This window comes from Mycobacterium sp. 1245852.3 (assembly GCF_001669335.1).
In the GTDB taxonomy this organism is placed as follows: domain Bacteria; phylum Actinomycetota; class Actinomycetes; order Mycobacteriales; family Mycobacteriaceae; genus Mycobacterium; species Mycobacterium europaeum_A.
Window position 1 is genome coordinate 1 of record NZ_LZLL01000233.1, and the last position, 16,418, is coordinate 16,418.

Here is a 16,418-nt window from a genome sequence, read left to right on the forward strand (position 1 = left end):
CTCCGGCGATACGCTGGTGCACTCCGCGGCCAGCCTGACCACCCGGATCGACTCGATCACCGTGCAGGAGATCTTCGACTATGGGAACTACGACGACGCCGAATTCACCGGCGCAGCAATGGGTTTCGGCTCGACGCCCGATGACGATTCGCCGATGATGTTTCTGCCCGGGGTGATCGTGTCGATGTGGGGAGGTCAGGTCCGCAGCCTGGCGGACAACCTCGACATCAAGCTCGATGACGTGCGCCAGCGCTGCGAACCCTGGTACACGCGAGAACGAATCGACTGCACGATGATGACGGTCGAACCGGGGCAGATGGCCGCGGTGCGGTTCGCCACCGAGGGGGTGCGCGACGGGCGGCCGGTCATCACGCTCGAGCACGTCACCAGGCTCACCCAGGCCGCGGCGCCCGACTGGGAGTTCCCGCCCGACGGCCACACCGGGGTTCATCGGGTTGTCGTGGACGGGGAGCCGCGGGTCGAAATCAACACCCACGTGTCCCACCCGCTATTCGATTCCACTGATGCCGGCTGTATCTCGACGGCCGGCCGGGCCGTCAACGCGATCGATTGGGTATGCTGGGCGCCCCAGGGGTTGATCGGGGTGGAGGATATTCCGCTGTCGGCAACGATGCGTGGCCTGATGTGGAACGAGCACTGACCTGACGACCTCGGCCCCCGGACGCGTTGCCGGCAAACGCATCCTGATCACCGGCGCCGCGCGCGGCATGGGACGCAGCCACGCCCTGCGGCTAGCGCAGGAGGGCGCCGACCTCATCCTGCTCGACATATGCCAATCTCTGCCCGAGATCGAATATCCTTTGGCGACGAAGGACGAGTTGGCCGAAACAGTCGAACTGGTAAGGGGTTTCGGTCGCCGCTGCGTGAGCCGCATCGTCGACGTCCGAAACGAGGCGCAACTGCGGTCTGCGGTCGACGACGGCGTCGGCGAGCTCGGCGGCCTCGACGGCGCGGTGGCCAATGCCGGCGTGCTCACGGTGGCGTCCTGGGACCAGACCACCGCCGACCAGTGGCGCACGGTGGTCGACGTCAATCTCATCGGGGTGTGGAACACCTGCGCGGCCGCGATACCCCACCTGCTCGACCATGGCGGCGGCAGCCTGGTCAACGTCAGTTCCGCGGGCGCTATCAAGGGATTTCCACTGCAGACGCCCTACACGGCGGCCAAGCACGGCGTCGTCGGCCTGACGCTGGCGTTGGCCAACGAACTGGCGGCGCAGAACGTGCGCGTCAACACCGTGCTTCCCACCGGTGTTCCCACCGGGATGGTTCCACCGTCGTTCGGACCGCTCTTGGGCGAGCGACGGTCCGACCTGATCCCCATCTTCGTCAACGCGATGCCCACGCCGGCCGTCGAGCCCGTCGACGTCAGCAACGCGGTGGTGTTCCTTTTGTCGGATGAGTCCAGGTATGTGACGGGGCTGGAATTCAAGGTCGATGCGGGAGTGACCATCAACTGACGCCGCGCCGCTGCACAGCGTGTGCCCTTACCGATCCCGTCGCCAGCCCATAGGCTGGGCTGACAGATGAATAGTCGTCCGGCGGCCGGAGTTTGCGTGTTCTCGCTGCCCACGCGCGCGGTAAGGGATACAAATAGCTGAGTTCACCAAGGAGAGCCTCATGAATACGGTGCGGACGTCCGTGCTCGGGCTGACAGCTGCCGCCCTATTGGTCGGCGCGACGGTGGCCGGTTGCGGTGGCGGCAAAAGCTCGACGGGATCATCGGGTTCGGCCTCGTCGTCCGGCCCGGCCGCTTCGTCGAGCCCTTCGGCCGGCGCGGCCCCGGGCGCACCGGGAGCCCCGGTGGACTACAGCAACCTGCTGATCAAGCCCGGCGACGTGGGCCCCAACGCCACCGCCGACGGCCCGCCGAGCCAGAATCCCAGCGGCATCACCGGCGTGGGGCAGGTTTTCAAGAACCCCGACGGCAAGCGCACCATCATCGACACGATCGCGGTCTTCCCCGATGCGGCCACCGCCACCCAGACCGCGGCGAACATGCGCGACGTCGTCGGAAAGAAGGTCAACGGCCAGCAGCAGCCCATCGACGTCGGCACCAACGGGTTCATGGTGATCGGTCAGGGAACCGACCCGGCCAACCCGATGGAGATCTCCGAGGCGGTGTTCGTCGAGGGCAGGGCCATGGTCGACCTGGAGTCCGACTGTGTCGTCGGCAATCCCACGCCGGCCGATGTCATGCTCGATCTCGCCCAAAAGCAAGACGCCGCCGTCAAAGCGGGACTGCCGGCCGGCTGAGCCGCCGCTCGTTCACAGGGGCCAGCTGTCCGGCTGCAGCTCATAGCGCAGTGCGGCGGCCGGCGGCAGCGGCTGTCGTTCGTTGACTGATATCGCGTCGATGACGAGGGTGACATAGCGCCGCCAGCCGTCGCTGCCGGCATCCATGGTGGACAGCACGCTGAAGAGCATCGCGATCAGGCGAGGAAGGTCGTCGGCGACCAGGTCGGTGCGGATGCTGCCGGCTCGCTGGCCTGCGCGGGCGAGCTCGCCGAGCGCCGCGTTGAGCGACACCGAGATGTCGGAGGTTAGCGATCCGGCGCGGCGTGCGGCCGTCAGCAGGCTGTGTTCGCGCGCCCCCAGCGATATCGCCGCATCGATCAGCTGGGTGAGGCCGCGCAGCGGATCCTTCTCGAGGCGGGCGCTGTCGATCACCGGCGTGAGGTCCTCGGCGATGCTTTGATCCAGGGCGGCGCGTACCAGGTCCGCCTTTGCCGGAAATCTGCGGTACAGGGTTCGCTCACCGACGCCGGCGCGGCGCGCGACCGCTTCCACCGGGGCGTCGGGTCCCAATTCGCCGTAGACCTCGCGCGCCGCGCGCAGGATGCGCTCGACGTTGCGCGCCGCGTCGGCCCGCAACGGCCGGTCTTCAACCGCGGTCATCGTCACAGCGTAACTGACAGTTGACTGTCGGTAGCCGCCGCTTTAGGCTCGTACAACTGGCAGCCAACTGACACTTAGTGGAAAACTGGTTATGGCAATACCTTTGGAGACCGCCGAATCCCGGCCTGACGCAAGCCTTCCCGTGTTACCCGTCCCGCGGCCGTCGCACTGCCCGCTCGCGGCCCCGCCCGAGTTTGCGCAGTGGCGCGAACAGGCCGGGCTGCGACGGGCGATGTTCGGCGGCAACCCGGTCTGGGTGGTCAGCCGCTACCAGGACATCAGGGCGGCGTTGGTCGATCCGCGCTTGTCCGCGAAGACCATTCCGGACTCGATCCTGCCGACCGACGCCGACAACAACGTCGCCGTGATGTTCGCCCGGACCGACGATCCCGAGCATCATCGGTTGCGGCGCATGATGACAAGCAGCTTCACCTTCAGGCGTTGTGAATCAATGCGGCCGCACATTCAGGACATGGTCGACCACTATCTCGGCCAGATGATCGACAACGGTGCGCCGGCCGATCTGGTGCGTGAATTCGCCTTGCCCGTGCCGTCGATGGTGATCGCCCTGCTGCTCGGGGTGCCGCCCGAAGACTTGGCCATCTTCCAGCACAACACCACCAAGGGGCTTGACCAGAAGTCCACCGACGAGGAAAAGGGCCAGGCGTTCGGGGCGATGTATGCCTACATCGAGGAGCTGGTGGAACGCAAAGCGCGCGAACCCGGCGACGACTTGATCAGCCGACTGCTCACCGAATACGTGGCCACGGGCCAGCTCGACCACACCACCACGGCCATGAACAGCGTGATCATGATGCAGGCCGGCCACGAAACCACCGCCAACATGATCGCACTGGGAACCGTTGCGCTGCTGGAACATCCCGAGGTGTTCGAGCGACTCGGACAAACCGACGATCCGGCCGTCATCGCGAACGTCGTCGAAGAACTGATGCGCTATCTGTCCATCGTGCACAGCCAGGTCGACCGCGTCGCGACCGAAGATCTGGTGATCGGTGGCCAACCGATTCGCGCCGGGGAGTTCGTCCTCATGAGCCTGCTCGCCGGCAATTGGGACGCAGAATTCGTCGACCACCCCGAATCCTTCGACCCGGACCGAAACGCTCGCGGGCACTTGGGCTTCGGATATGGCGTGCATCAATGCATCGGAGCGAATTTGGCCCGCGTCGAGATGCAGGTCGCCTTCGCCACCCTGGCGCGGCGCCTGCCCGGGTTGCGACTGGCGGTGCCGCCGGAGCAGCTGAGGTTCAAAGACGCCAATATCTATGGCATGAAAGAACTTCCGGTGCGCTGGTGACGGTGTCTAACGGCGAGCTGCGCTTCGACGGCCAAGTGGCCGTGATCACCGGCGCCGCCGGCGGGCTGGGCAGGGAGTACGCCCAGCTTCTGGCCGCGCGCGGAGCCCGCGTCGTGGTCAACGACAAGGGCGGCTCGGTGACCGGGGACAGCGCGGACGACAAGGCGGCCGAGGCCGTCGCGGATGCCATTCGCGAGCAGGGTGGCGAGGCCGTCGCAGACAGCCACAGCGTGACGAGTCCGCAAGGCGCACAAGCGATCATCGACACCGCCCTGCGGGTCTGGGGGCGCCTGGACATCGTGATCAACAATGCGGGCATCGTCGGCGACGCGCCGTTCGAGGACATGACCGCCGATCGGCTCGACCCCCTGGTGGATGTCCACCTCAAGGGGGCGTTCTACGTGACGAGGCCAGCGTGGCAGGTGATGCGCGAACAGCGCTACGGACGGGTGCTCAACACCTGCTCGGCCGCGGGAATCCTTGGCGCCGAACGGATGAGCAACTACGGCGCGGCCAAGGCGGGTTTGCTGGGCTTGACGCGTGTGCTGGCCGCCGAAGGAGCCGCATACGGCATCAAGGTCAATGCCATCGCTCCCATCGCGTACACCCGGATGCTGACGCATTCGCTCGACGAGGCGACCGGCCGGCAAGCCGTCGAACACGATGCGGCATCGCAGGCGGTATTGGATGACCTTGTGGGCCAATACCTTCAGAAACTGGACCCCGCGCAGGTCGCTCCGGTGGCCGCCTTCCTTTCCCACCGGGATTGCCCGGTGTCCGGTGAAATCTACACGGTGGGCGCGGGACACGTCGCGCGGTTCTTCATCGGCAGGACACGGGGTTGCTACCGACCCGGGCTGTCGATCGAGGACGTCCGCGACCACCTGGACGAGATTCGCGACGAAGCCGGCTACACCGTGCCGGGCGGGCCCGGTGACGAAATGAGCGAGCTTTTCGCGACCATCATCGGCAGCCTCAGCAGCTGAAGGCCGCGCCGACACCGTCCGGCGGCGGGGCCGATTTCAGGCAGCCGTACGGCACGATGCCGGCGGGGCTGAACTTGGCCGCCGACTGGTGCGCATAGTTCACGCAGTACAGGCCGGTCTGCTCGGCGCGGCACCGGTAGTCACCGAACGACAGCGAATCCCCGTTCGCCAGTTCCGGCCCGTTGCCGTTCAGGAATGGGCCGGGATCGGCACGGGCGGATCCGACCTGCAGGTTCACCCCGTCGAAGCTGATCCAACCGCCTTGCCACTGGCCATAGGCCGTCGCGGGAGCCGGCGGTGGATTGGTCAGATTCACCAGGCAGGCCAGTGCGCCGCCGGTGTGCTTGGCATCCGTCATGCAGGAGACCTTGCCGGCCACCGCGGCCAGCGCGATGTCGTCGCCCAGGGGCGTGGTGGCCCCGTCGCGGCTGGCGGTGTGAAAGCGGCCGGGATCGGCGGGATGGCCGGCCTCTATCCAGGCGATGACGTCGGAGATCGCGGTGCCGGCGCCGGGCGCCCCGGTGGGTCCGGGCGCTTTGCTTCCCGGTGCGCCGGCGCCGGTGGATGTCTGGGCGGTGCTCGGGGTCGGCGCTGATTGGCCGCCCGTGGTGTGGGAGCACCCGGCGACCAGTAGTGCCGCGGCGATCATCGCAGCTTTCCGCATTCAGTCAGGCTAACCGCCGCGCCGGGCAATTAAGGCGCTGCGCGCGCGTTACAGCCGTCATGTCGGTTACCGTCGGGTTATGCATGACCGGACTGTCCGCGCACGCACGGCCATCGGCACCGTCGAAGGCTTCACCCGCGACGGGGTCAATCGGTGGCGGTCGATCCCGTATGCCCGCCCACCGGTGGGCAGGCTGCGCTTCCGGGCGCCGCAGCCGGCCCAGCCGTGGTCCGGTGTTCGACACTGCCACGGCTTCGGCAATTGCGCGCCCCAGCAGCGCCGTTACACCCTGCTCGGCATGTCGGGTCTGGGCGGCCGCTATCAGCCGATGAGCGAGGACTGCCTCACCCTCAACGTCGTGGCGCCCGAGGGTGACGCCGAGGGGCCGCTGCCCGTCATGGTGTTCATCCACGGCGGCGGCTACTTCCTGGGCAGCTCGGCGACACCGCTGTACGACGGCGCGGCCCTGGCCCGCCGGGGATGCGTCTACGTGTCGGTGAACTACCGCCTGGGCGCGCTGGGGTGCGTGGACTTTTCGTCGTTGTCGACGCCCGAGATCACCATCGACAGCAACCTGTATCTGCGCGATCTGGTGCTGGCGCTGCAGTGGGTTCGTGACAACATCGCGGGATTCGGCGGTGATCCCGACAATGTCACCATCTTCGGCGAGAGCGCGGGAGCGTGCATCACCGCATCGCTGCTGGCGGTGCCCGCCGCCGAAGGCCTGTTCGCCCGGGCGATATCGGAGAGCCCGGCGTCGGGTCTGGTGCGGTCGAAAGAGGTCGCCGCGGAGTTCGCGAACCGCTTCGCCAACCTGCTGGGGGTGCGCAAGCAGGATGCCGCCAACGCGCTGATGCAGGCGTCCGCCGCGCAGCTGGTGGAAACCCAACACCGGTTGATCGACGAAGGCATGCAGAACAGGCTGGGCGCCTTCCCAATTGGGCCGGTCTTCGGTGACGACATCCTGCCATTGGATCCGGTCGAGGCGATGCGGCGCGGTGAGGCCCACCGGGTACCGCTGATCGTGGGCACGAATGCCGAAGAGGGCCGGTTGTTCACCCGATTCCTGGCGATGTTGCCGACCAACGAGTCGATGGTCGAAGAGCTGCTGGCCGAGGCGGAACCCGCTATCCGCGAACGCATTACCGCCGCATATCCCAATTATCCCGAGCGGGCGGCCTGCATCCAGCTCGGCGGTGACTTCGCCTTCGCCTCGGCGGCCTGGCAGATCGCGGAGGCCCACGGCGCGCACGCGCCGACCTACCTCTACCGGTACGACTACGCGCCGCGCACGCTGCGCTGGTCGGGCTTCGGGGCCACCCACGCCACCGAGTTGCTCGCCGTTTTCGACGTGTATCGCACCAGATTCGGCGCGTTGCTGACCGCGGCGGCGGACCGGCGGGCCGCGTTGCGGGTCAGCAATCAAGTGCAACGGCGCTGGCGCGCCTTCAGCCGGACCGGCGTGCCGGGGGAGGACTGGCCCCTCTACACCGCCGAGGATCGTGCCGTGATGGTCTTCGACCGCAAGTCCCGCGTCGAGTTCGATCCACACCCGCATCGCCGAATGGCCTGGGACGGCTTCTCACTGGCGCATTGACCTGGCACGCTAACCCTCATGCATGCCGAGACCGAGCAAGTCATCGAACGACCCAGTGACCTCACCGCCGCCTGGCTGGCCGCGGTCATCGGCACCGGACCCATCGCCGACTTCGCGGTGGAGCGCATCGGCACCGGCCAGATGAGCGAGTGCTACCGGGTCCGGCTCAGCTATGCCGACGCCGGGGGCGGACCCGAGTCGGTGGTGCTGAAGGTCGCGGCCACCGATCCGGTGAGCCGCCAAACCGGGCTGGCGCTGGGGCTTTACGAGCGGGAGGTGCGTTTCTACGGCGACATCGCGCCGCGTCTGGGCGGGCCCATCGCGCCCTGCTACCACGCGGCGGTCGACACCTCCACGGGCGTTTTCGATCTGCTGCTGGGTGACGCGGGGCCGGCCGTCGTCGGTGACGAAATCGCCGGAGCCACAGTCGAACAGGCCCGCCTCGGCGTCGTCGAGCTGGGACGCCTGCACGGCCCGCTGCTCGGCGACGTTTCGCTGGCCGAGGCGCCGTGGCTCAACCGCGACGCGCCGCTGAACCAGGCCATGATCACCCCGCTGTACGCGGGTTTCGTCGACCGCTACGGCGACCAGATCGCACCGGAGCACCGCGTGGTGTGCGAACGCCTGGTGGCCGCGTTCGACGGCTACCTTGCCCAGGAAGCGGAGGCGTCCGAGCGGGGCCGCGTGCAGGGCCTGGTGCATGGCGACTATCGCCTGGACAACATGCTGTTCGGTACCGAGGGCGCCGAGCGCGCGCTGACGGTGGTCGATTGGCAAACCGTGTCGTGGGGTCCGGCGCTGACCGATCTGGCCTACTTCCTCGGTTGCGCGTTGTCCACCGAGGATCGCCGCCAGCACTACGACGCGCTGCTGCGCGCCTATCACGAGGCGCTGGGACCTGCGGCACCCCTGACTCTGGCCGACGTCGCCGACGGTGTGCGCAGGCAGAGCTTTTTCGGGGTGATGATGGCGATCGTCTCCTCGATGCTGGTCGAGCGCACCGACCGCGGCGATCAGATGTTCATGACGATGCTGCGGCGGCACTGCGACCACGTCCTGGACACGGACGCGCTGTCGACGCTGCCCGTCGCGGCGACCCCCGAGCCGTTGCAGCCGGCCGTCGAGGACGAACTGGCCCACGAGCCCACCGCCGAACCGCTGTGGAGTGAGAGTTGGTACGCCGACTTCGCCGACGCGGCACAGGGATTGGGTGGCTGGTTCCGGCTCGGGCGGGTGGCCAACGAACAGACCGCGTGGGTGCACGTGTTGTTGTGCGGCCCCGACATGCCGACCGTCGCCGTCGACGCGCAAGTGCCGCTGCCGTCGGATCCGTGGTCGGTGCGGACCGACGACTTAGAGCTCGCGCATTCCGCCGACGCGCCCCTGCAAAGCTATCGCGTCGACGTACGGGCGCGGGCCCGGTCTTACTCCGATCCGTCGGCGTTGCTGCGCGGCGAGCCCGGCGAACCCGTCGAGATGAGCGTGAACCTGGTGTGGGCCACCGACGGCACCCCGTACAAGTACGCCGTGACGACGCGTTATGAGATCCCGTGCACCGTCTCGGGCAGCGTCAGCGTCGGTGACACCAGCTACCGTGTGAAGTCCGTTGCGGGCCAACGGGATCACTCGTGGGGTGTGCGCGATTGGTGGGGCATGGATTGGATCTGGAGCGCGCTGCACCTGGACGACGGCACCCATTTGCACGGCGTGAACATCCGGATCCCCGGGGCGCCCGCGTTCAGCATCGGCTATGCGCAGGGCGCCGACGGCAAGGTGACCGAGTTGCAGACCGTCGACTCGCGAGAGTCCTTCGCCGACAACGGGTTACCGCTTGAGGCGACGCTGGCGTTGGAGCCGGCGCAGATCACCGCGAACGCGCGCGTGCGCGGCCAGGCGCCGGTCCGGCTCATGGCACGCGACGGGCGGGTCAGCCAGTTCCCCCGCGTGTGGGCCACGATCAGCACGGCCGACGGGCGCAGCGGTGCCGGTTGGCTGGAATGGAACCGCAACCTCGGCGAACAGACTTAGGTGAGCGGATCGGCCCCCGTTGTCGTGATGGGCGTCTCGGGATCGGGCAAATCGACGGTGGGGGCGGCGCTCGCGCGGCGCCTGCGGGTCCCGTTCGTCGACGCCGACACCCTGCACCCGCCCGCCAACATCGCCAAGATGGCCGCCGGTGAACCGCTCGACGACGACGACCGCTATCCCTGGCTGGAGCAGGTCGGCGAATGGTTGGCCGCCCATCGCGAGGGCGCGGTCGTGAGTTGTTCGGCGCTGAAAAGGGCCTACCGCGACCAGTTGCGCGCCCACTGTCCGGGCGTGCGGTTCCTGCACTTGTCGGGCTCGGCGGAGCTGATCGGAGCCCGGCTGGCAACGCGGACCGATCACTTCATGCCTGCCGCGCTGCTGCGCTCGCAACTGGACGCCCTGGAGCCGCTCGGTCCCGATGAGGTCGGCATGACCGTCGACGTCGGGCCCGACGTCGACGCGATCGTGGACACCGTCGTGCGGGCCCGCCCATAGCCGCGGCCGCACGGCGCGGTGTAGCATTGTGCTACACGTCGTAACGTAGTGCTGCATGGGAGGAAGCCGTGGCTGAGGCCGTCGATCGTGTCACCCGCGTCGCGTCCGACCTGATGGACAGCGCGGCGGCTGAGGGCGCCCGGCAGAGTCGCTCGGCCAAGCAGCAACTCGACCACTGGGCACGGGTGGGGCGGGCGGTATCCAGTCAGCACACCGCCTCGCGGCGGCGGGTGGAAGCCGCGCTCGCCGGCCAGCTGCCGACCGGCGAACTCACCGTCGAGGAGGGCGTGGTATTCAACGCCGAGATCTCCGCGGCCATCGAGGAAAGCCTGGCGCGCACCAACTACGGGGCCACGCTGGCCGGGCAGGGGGTCACCACCGTGGCCCTCAACGACGACGGCGAAATCGTCGAGCATCGCCCCGACGGCGCCGCCGTGGTGCTCGGAGGCACCCGCTGATCCGGCACTCATCAGCGTTTCGGCGGTCCGATGGACCGACTTGACCTGGTGGTCGGGCCGAACGGTGCCGGTAAGTCGACCTTCATCGCGCTCACCCTGGCGCCGCTGCTGCCGGGCAGTCTCGTGGTCAATGCCGACGAAATCGCACGGCAGCGGTGGCCGGAGGATCCGGCATCGCACTCGTACGACGCCGCGCGCATCGCCGCCGACACCCGCGCCAAGCTGATCGAGCTGGGCCGGTCGTTCGTCGCCGAGACCGTGTTCTCCCACCCCTCCAAGCTCGACCTCGTCAAGGCGGCCCGCAGCGCGGGCTTCACCGTCGTCCTGCACGTGCTGATCATCCCGGAAGACCTTGCGGTCCAACGTGTTCGATACCGGGTGCAAGCCGGCGGCCATGACGTTCCGGAAGCCAAGATCCGGCAGCGCCATCGCCGGCTGTGGGTGCCGGTCGCCGAGGCGATCGCCTTGTCCGACCTCGCGACGGTCTACGACAACAGCCGCCTGCGCGGCCCGCGCATCGTCGCGCGACTCAGCGGCGGCCTGACCGTCGGCGCACCCGACTGGCCCACCTGGGCACCGGAAATCCTGCGGGCTCGCTGGACCCACTGACTTGCGGCGTTACGCGGACAGCGGCGCGCCCGGTTACCAGGGCAGCTTGCGGCGGCCGGTGTCGACCTGACCGCCGACCCGCTCGCGGGCGGTGTCGGCCAAGTCGGCGCCGCGCTGCCGCGCGGTTTCGGCGAACTCCTCGCCGCGCGCCCGCGCCGTGCTGGCCAGCTTCTCGCTGCGCTTGCGTGCCTTCTTGGCCAGCTTCTCGCTGCGCTTGCGCGCCTTCTTGGCCAGCGGCGCGGCCCGGTCGGCCGCCTCGTCGGCGAGTTCCTCGCTGCGCTTGCGTGCCTTCTCCGCCAGGTACGCGGCGCGGTCGGCGGCCTCGTCGGCCCATTCCTCGCTGCGCTTGCGGGCCTTCTTGGCCAGCGGTTTACTGCGCTCGGCCGCGGTGCTGGCCAATTCGCGGCCGCGTTCGAGCGCGGCTTCGGCGTAGGGCGCGCCGCGCTCGGCCGCGGTGCTGGCCAATTCGCGGCCGCGTTCGAGTGCCGCTTCGGCGTAGGGCGCGCCGCGCTCGGCTGCCGTGCTGGCCAGCTCGCGGCCCCGTTCGGCGCCGATCTGCAGGCCGTGCGCGATGCGATCACCCAGTTCGGAGAAATCGGCATCGAAGCCCGAATCGTCCGATCCGGGCCACGCCGAGGACACCCGCTCGGAGAGCCGTTCCGCCGCTCGACGGCCACGCCACCCGAGGGAGGGCTTGCCGGCGGTGTCGGCCGACGCGATCAACAATCCGCCCAGCAGGCTGAGGTCGGTGAGGAATTGCTGGCGTTTCTGGGCTTTGGCCACCGGGTCGCTTTCGTTCCAGAACGAGTGTGTCCCAAGGTTGGCCGGTAACACCGTCACCGCGAGAGCGGCCGATGCGATCCGGGGGAGTTTGCCGGTGGCGAGCAGCAGGCCGCCGCCGATCTGAACGGCAGCGGTGATCTGCGCGACCGTCTCGGGGTCGCTGGGGATGCTGCTACTCACCGATTCCGGCAATGCCTGCAGGCCGTCCACCGCCGGCGCCGCGGCCTCCGCCGCGGATTTGGGGTTCAGCAGTGAATTGACTCCTTGCCCGATGAATGCCACTGATAACAGGGGTCGCGCGATTCTCCTGAGCACCATGGCCCGTGTATTACCCGGCTGCTTGTCGAGCAAACCGCCACCCCGATAACCCCAGCTAGAGCCGCGTAGCGTCGCACACCGATAGGGTGGAGCGCGTGCGAGCGTTGATCGTCGTCGACGTGCAAAACGACTTCTGCGAGGGCGGCTCGGTGCCCACCGCCGACGGCGCCGCCGTGGCGTCCGCGATCAACGCCTATCTGTCCGGTGAGCCGGGCTACCGGTACGTCGTCGCGACGCAGGATTTCCACATCGACCCGGGTGACCATTTTTCCGACCACCCGGATTTTTCATCGTCCTGGCCGGTGCACTGCGTCGCCGGAAGCGCCGGCGCGAATCTTCGCTCGGAGCTGGACATCCGGCGCGTCGACGCCGTCTTCCGCAAGGGCGCGTACGCCGCGGCGTACAGCGGTTTCGAGGGCGTCGATGACGACGGCACCCCGCTACTGCAGTGGCTGCGCCGGCGGGGGGTCGACGAGGTCGACGTGGTCGGCATCGCCACCGACTTCTGCGTCCGGCGGACCGCCGAGGACGCCGCGGCGGCGGGCCTGACCACCAGGGTGCTGGTCAACCTGACCGCGGCCGTCGATTCGGCGGCCGAAGCGCTGGCCGAAATGCGGTCCGCCGGCATCGAGATGGTTGGGGAACCGTAATGGTGGTGCCACTGGATCGACAGCAGCTGCTCGCCGCCGTGGAGCGCTCGCCGCAGGCGGCCGCCGCGCACGACCGCACCGGGTGGGTGGGGCTGTTCACCGGTGACGGCCGCGTCGAGGATCCGGTCGGCTCCCGACCGCACGTGGGGCACGAGCAAATCGGGCGCTTCTATGACACCTTCATCGGCCCCCGTGACATCAAGTTCCATCGCGACCTCGACCTCGTGGTCGGCACGACGGTGCTGCGTGACCTCGAGCTCGAGGTGACGATGGGCTCGGCCGTGACGATGTTCATTCCGGCGTTTCTGCGTTATGACCTCCGAGAAGCCAACGGCGAGTGGAAGATTGGCCATCTGCGGGCCTATTGGGAGCTGCCCGCCATGATGCTGCAGTTCCTGCGCACCGGCCCCGGCGCCCTGCGGCCCGCACTGAACCTGTCCACGGCGCTGGTGCGCAACCAAGGCTGGGGCGGGGCCGCCGGCTTCATGACCGGATTCCGCCGAGTCGGGGCACGCCACCAGCGGCTGGTGACGACGTTCCTGGAGGCCGCGGGGCGCCACGACACGTCCGCCGCCGCGCGGATGCTGTCGTCAGATGCCGCAATAACTTTGGGTGATCACGACCCGCTCGACCTGGCCGAGCTGGCCGAGCAGCTGGACGCTGCCGGCACAACTAGGACGAGCAGCGCGGGCCGCACCGTCGCGGTGTCACTCAACTCGGGTCACGGGCGCGCCATTGTGTTCGCCGATGTGGCTTGGCGTGGCGCCGCGATCAGCCGGATCCGCTACTTTCCCGCCTGACCTCGTCAGGCCTGTGTCTCAGCGGAGCACCATCAGCACCAGCGATGCACCGGCCAGGCACAGGTACGCACCGGGAAACGCGATGTTGTACAAAACGTGGGCCCTCAGATGCGTCGCCACGGCGCCGACGAAAAACAGCACCAGGCCCGCGGCGGCCGCGATACCCAATTCGCGCAGGCCCAGCAGTCCGAGGACGATCCCGGCGGCCCCGGCCAGCTTCAGCGCGCCAAGCGCCGGCAACCATGACCGCGGCACCCCGACCTCGGCAGAATTCGCCAGAACGAATCGCGCCGGAACGAAGTCGGCGATGGCGATCGCCGCGGTGATGACGGCGGTGGTCAGCGTGACGGCGACAAGTGCGGTGTTCATCTCCGATCAATCCCTTGTCGCGCAGCGATTTCCGCAGCGGCGGGTCGAATGCGGGCAGTGCGCACCGTGGCGCACAATCGGTAGGGTCATGGTGCTTGTCTCCTTCGCCAGTGGAAGTCCGTCGGACGCGGTCAACTTCTTGACGGCTTTCGCGCGGAAAAGGTGACCCATGGGCGCAACAAAGGATTTGGCGGATCTGGCGCGGCGTTTCGACGCCGATCGGCGTCACCTGAGGTCGGTCGCGTTCCAGCTGCTGGGTTCGGTGCCCGACGCCGACGACGCGGTCCAGTCGGCGTGGCTCAAGGCCAGCCGCGCGGACTTCGGCGGTGTCGACAACCTCACCGGCTGGTTCACGACGATCACCGCGCGCGAGGCGTTCGACCAACTTCGGCTGCGCAAGCGCCGCGCCGAGCAACCGCTGGCCGAAACCGACGAATTGGACCGGCTGGTGCGGGCGGCGTCGGCGCCGGCCGACGAGGACGCGCTGCTCGCGGAGTCGGTGAGCGGCGCGCTGCTCGTCGTGCTCGACCGGCTTTCCCCGGCGCAGCGGGTGGCGTTCGTGCTGCACGACGTCTTCGCCATGCCTTTCGAGCAGATCGCCGCGGTGATGAATCGGTCGCCGGACGCCACGAAGAAGCTGGCCAGCAGGGCCCGCGGGCGACTGCACGCCGATCCGGCCGATCGCCCCCGCCGCACGGGCGACCACCTGAAGGTGGTCGAGGCGTTTCTGGCGGCCTCGCGCGGTGGTGACATCGCCGGCCTGCTCGAGCTGCTGGCTCCAGACGTGGTGCGCACGGTCGATCCGGCCCTGGTCCCGGCCGACGTGCCCACTACGGTCCGCGGTGCCGACGAGGTCGCCGGGGAGACTCGGCGGTTCGCTGCGCGGGCGCGCGCCGGTGCTGTCATGCTCATCGACGGGGCGCCGGGCATCGTGTTAGCCGCTCGCGGTCGCGCTCAGGTCCTGCTGGTGATCGGCATCGGCGCCGACGGTCGCATCCATACGATCGACATCACCGGCGATGCCGAGCGAATCCGCCGGGCGACGCTGACGCTGCCCCGGTGGCCGGTCCAGGAACCTCACAACCACATCGGGTACCAAGGACGTCAGACACAGTCGGCCGCAAAGGCGGCCGCGGGGCAAGACCGGGAGGGCCATGCTCGATAAGCCGTTCGGACGGCGTGAGCTGCTCCGGGCCGCCGGCGCGCTTTCCGCGGCGGCGCTGGCGCCGTGGTCGGCGGGGTGTGCTCCGGAGGACGACGCGCTCACCTTCTTCTTCGCGGCCAACCCGGACGAGCGTGACGCCAGGATGCGCATCGTCGACGAGTTCGCGCGCCGCCACCCCGATATCAAGGTGCGGCCCGTGCTGTCCGGACCCGGTGTCATGCAACAGCTTTCGACATTCTGTGTCGGCGGCAAATGCCCCGATGTGCTGATGACCTGGGAACTGTCTTACGCCGAACTCGCCGACCGCGGTGTGCTACTGGACATGAACACGCTGCTGGCGCGCGACAAACCCTTTGCCGACCAGCTCAAGGCGGACAGCATCCCGGAGTTGTACGAAACCTTCACATTCAACGGAAAACAGTACGCACTTCCCGAACAGTGGTCGGGCAACTACCTGTTCTACAACAAACGGCTTTTCGCCGAAGCCGGCGTGCCGGAGCCCCCCAAGACGTGGGAACAGCCCTGGGATTTCACCGAATTCCTGGACACCACGCGCGCCCTGACCAAGCGCGATGCATCCGGCCGGGCCGCGCAGTACGGCTTCGTCAACACCTGGGGTGCCTACCACTCGGCCGGACTGTTCGCGATGAACAACGGTGTGGCGTGGTCAGACCCGCGGTCGAATCCGACCCACTTCAACTTCGACAATGCGGCGTTTCACGAAGCTGTGCAGTTCTACGCCGATCTGGCCAACAAATACCGGGTGGCGCCCAACGCATCGGAGACGCAGTCGATGTCGACGCCCAACTTGTTCGCCGTGGGCCGGGCGGCGATCGCGCTCGGTGGCCACTGGCGCTACCAGACCTACATCCGCGCCGAGGGCCTGGATTTCGACGTCGCCCCGTTGCCGGTCGGCCCGGCGCTGGGAAAGGGGCATGCCGCATGTTCAGATATCGGCGCCACCGGATTGGCCATCTCGGCCAGCAGCCCGCGCAAGGAGCAGGCATGGGAGTTCGTGAAGTTCGCGACGGGGCCCGTTGGCCAGGCGCTGATCGGTGAATCCTGTCTGTTTGTTCCCGTGCTGCGCTCAGCGCTGCGATCGCAGGGATTCGCCAAGGCCCATCGACGGTTGGGCAATCTGAGTGTGCTCACCGAAGGCCCGGCTTTTTCGCAGGGGCTGCCCATCACGCCGGCTTGGGAGAAGGTCAATGCCTTGATGGACCGCAACTTTGGTCCAGTGCTGCGAGGCCGCCAGCCGGCGA

The 16,418-nt window shown here is 68.2% G+C and carries 17 protein-coding genes and 1 pseudogene; 14 read left to right on the plus strand and 4 right to left on the minus strand.

Translation table 11 applies throughout. The features are described from left to right. The 3 genes and pseudogenes from A9W96_RS10450 to A9W96_RS10460 all read left to right on the plus strand — a co-directional run. Positions 1-661 (plus strand): annotated as a pseudogene (locus A9W96_RS10450) (dihydrodipicolinate reductase); the annotation flags it as partial. A gap of 1 nt (position 662) precedes the next feature. Beyond that, entirely contained in the window at positions 663-1,481 is an 819-nt protein-coding gene (locus tag A9W96_RS10455) for a mycofactocin-coupled SDR family oxidoreductase (protein WP_067139519.1), read from the plus strand. Between the two features lie 160 nt (positions 1,482-1,641). Then, entirely contained in the window at positions 1,642-2,277 is a 636-nt protein-coding gene (locus A9W96_RS10460; protein WP_066867006.1) for a hypothetical protein, read from the plus strand. Between the two features lie 12 nt (positions 2,278-2,289). Here A9W96_RS10460 and A9W96_RS10465 read toward each other — a convergent pair whose 3' ends face one another. Further along, a complete protein-coding gene (locus A9W96_RS10465) occupies positions 2,290-2,919 on the minus strand; it encodes a TetR/AcrR family transcriptional regulator (RefSeq protein ID WP_066867007.1) in 630 nt (209 codons plus the stop codon). Between the two features lie 91 nt (positions 2,920-3,010). Between A9W96_RS10465 and A9W96_RS10470 the strand changes: the two genes are divergently transcribed. Together A9W96_RS10470 and A9W96_RS10475 are read left to right on the plus strand one after the other, a co-directional pair. Beyond that, positions 3,011-4,234, plus strand: a complete 1,224-nt coding sequence (locus A9W96_RS10470) for a cytochrome P450 (protein ID WP_066867009.1) — start codon at positions 3,011-3,013, stop codon at positions 4,232-4,234. After that, positions 4,231-5,220 carry an SDR family NAD(P)-dependent oxidoreductase gene (locus A9W96_RS10475; protein WP_231999648.1) on the plus strand — a complete coding sequence of 330 codons (990 nt, stop codon included), beginning with the start codon at positions 4,231-4,233 and terminating at the stop codon, positions 5,218-5,220. The genes A9W96_RS10470 and A9W96_RS10475 overlap by 4 nt, the downstream gene beginning before the upstream one ends. Here A9W96_RS10475 and A9W96_RS10480 read toward each other — a convergent pair. After that, complete coding sequence (locus A9W96_RS10480) at positions 5,210-5,884, minus strand: hypothetical protein (RefSeq protein WP_197497992.1); 675 nt, start codon at positions 5,882-5,884, stop codon at positions 5,210-5,212. The two genes, A9W96_RS10475 and A9W96_RS10480, sit on opposite strands and share 11 nt — an antisense overlap. Positions 5,885-5,963: 79 nt before the next feature. Between A9W96_RS10480 and A9W96_RS10485 the strand changes: the two genes are divergently transcribed. The 5 genes from A9W96_RS10485 (at position 5,964) to A9W96_RS10505 (ending at position 11,071) form a co-directional block, all read left to right on the plus strand. Further along, positions 5,964-7,481 (plus strand): carboxylesterase/lipase family protein, encoded by a 1,518-nt coding sequence (locus tag A9W96_RS10485; protein WP_067139522.1) that lies wholly within the window; start codon positions 5,964-5,966, stop codon positions 7,479-7,481. Between the two features lie 18 nt (positions 7,482-7,499). Further along, positions 7,500-9,509, plus strand: a complete 2,010-nt coding sequence (locus A9W96_RS10490; RefSeq protein WP_067139525.1) for a phosphotransferase — start codon at positions 7,500-7,502, stop codon at positions 9,507-9,509. Then, positions 9,510-10,004, plus strand: a complete 495-nt coding sequence (locus tag A9W96_RS10495; protein WP_066867017.1) for a gluconokinase — start codon at positions 9,510-9,512, stop codon at positions 10,002-10,004. A 68-nt stretch (positions 10,005-10,072) separates the two neighbouring features. Continuing rightward, the gene (locus A9W96_RS10500; protein ID WP_066867019.1) at positions 10,073-10,462 is read left to right on the plus strand and encodes a hypothetical protein; all 390 of its coding nucleotides are present in this window, start codon (positions 10,073-10,075) and stop codon (positions 10,460-10,462) included. Positions 10,463-10,492: 30 nt separating this feature from the next. Further along, positions 10,493-11,071, plus strand: a complete 579-nt coding sequence (locus tag A9W96_RS10505; protein WP_067139528.1) for an AAA family ATPase — start codon at positions 10,493-10,495, stop codon at positions 11,069-11,071. Positions 11,072-11,104: 33 nt separating this feature from the next. Here A9W96_RS10505 and A9W96_RS10510 read toward each other — a convergent pair whose 3' ends face one another. Then, entirely contained in the window at positions 11,105-12,172 is a 1,068-nt protein-coding gene (locus A9W96_RS10510) for a DoxX family protein (protein ID WP_067139531.1), read from the minus strand. Positions 12,173-12,267: 95 nt separating this feature from the next. On the opposite strand from A9W96_RS10510, the gene pncA reads away from it, so the two are divergent. Together pncA and A9W96_RS10520 are read left to right on the plus strand one after the other, a co-directional pair. Then, complete coding sequence (gene pncA / locus A9W96_RS10515; protein WP_082972129.1) at positions 12,268-12,822, plus strand: pyrazinamidase PncA; 555 nt, start codon at positions 12,268-12,270, stop codon at positions 12,820-12,822. Beyond that, positions 12,822-13,622 (plus strand): ketosteroid isomerase family protein, encoded by an 801-nt coding sequence (locus A9W96_RS10520; protein ID WP_066879005.1) that lies wholly within the window; start codon positions 12,822-12,824, stop codon positions 13,620-13,622. Before pncA ends, A9W96_RS10520 begins: the two co-directional genes overlap by 1 nt. 18 nt (positions 13,623-13,640) lie before the next feature. Here the strand turns inward: A9W96_RS10520 and A9W96_RS10525 are convergent, their stop codons facing one another. Then, positions 13,641-13,991 (minus strand): DoxX family protein, encoded by a 351-nt coding sequence (locus A9W96_RS10525; protein WP_066879007.1) that lies wholly within the window; start codon positions 13,989-13,991, stop codon positions 13,641-13,643. A 169-nt stretch (positions 13,992-14,160) separates the two neighbouring features. On the opposite strand from A9W96_RS10525, the gene A9W96_RS10530 reads away from it, so the two are divergent. Next, entirely contained in the window at positions 14,161-15,156 is a 996-nt protein-coding gene (locus A9W96_RS10530; RefSeq protein WP_067139537.1) for a sigma-70 family RNA polymerase sigma factor, read from the plus strand. Then, positions 15,146-16,418: sugar ABC transporter substrate-binding protein (locus A9W96_RS10535; protein WP_067139540.1), on the plus strand; the 1,273-nt coding region annotated here is incomplete at its 3' end. The genes A9W96_RS10530 and A9W96_RS10535, both read left to right, overlap by 11 nt.

What these genes read in the sequence shown, in the direction of transcription:
- A9W96_RS10460 (WP_066867006.1), top strand. Translation starts at nt 1,642, where the DNA reads ATGAATACGGTGCGGACGTCCGTGCTCGGGCTGACAGCTGCCGCCCTA.
- A9W96_RS10465 (WP_066867007.1), bottom strand. Translation starts at nt 2,919, where the DNA reads ATGACCGCGGTTGAAGACCGGCCGTTGCGGGCCGACGCGGCGCGCAAC.
- A9W96_RS10470 (WP_066867009.1), top strand. Translation starts at nt 3,011, where the DNA reads ATGGCAATACCTTTGGAGACCGCCGAATCCCGGCCTGACGCAAGCCTT.
- A9W96_RS10480 (WP_197497992.1), bottom strand. Translation starts at nt 5,884, where the DNA reads ATGCGGAAAGCTGCGATGATCGCCGCGGCACTACTGGTCGCCGGGTGC.
- A9W96_RS10485 (WP_067139522.1), top strand. Translation starts at nt 5,964, where the DNA reads ATGCATGACCGGACTGTCCGCGCACGCACGGCCATCGGCACCGTCGAA.
- A9W96_RS10490 (WP_067139525.1), top strand. Translation starts at nt 7,500, where the DNA reads ATGCATGCCGAGACCGAGCAAGTCATCGAACGACCCAGTGACCTCACC.
- A9W96_RS10505 (WP_067139528.1), top strand. Translation starts at nt 10,493, where the DNA reads ATGGACCGACTTGACCTGGTGGTCGGGCCGAACGGTGCCGGTAAGTCG.
- A9W96_RS10510 (WP_067139531.1), bottom strand. Translation starts at nt 12,172, where the DNA reads ATGGTGCTCAGGAGAATCGCGCGACCCCTGTTATCAGTGGCATTCATC.
- A9W96_RS10520 (WP_066879005.1), top strand. Translation starts at nt 12,822, where the DNA reads ATGGTGGTGCCACTGGATCGACAGCAGCTGCTCGCCGCCGTGGAGCGC.
- A9W96_RS10525 (WP_066879007.1), bottom strand. Translation starts at nt 13,991, where the DNA reads ATGAACACCGCACTTGTCGCCGTCACGCTGACCACCGCCGTCATCACC.
- A9W96_RS10530 (WP_067139537.1), top strand. Translation starts at nt 14,161, where the DNA reads ATGGGCGCAACAAAGGATTTGGCGGATCTGGCGCGGCGTTTCGACGCC.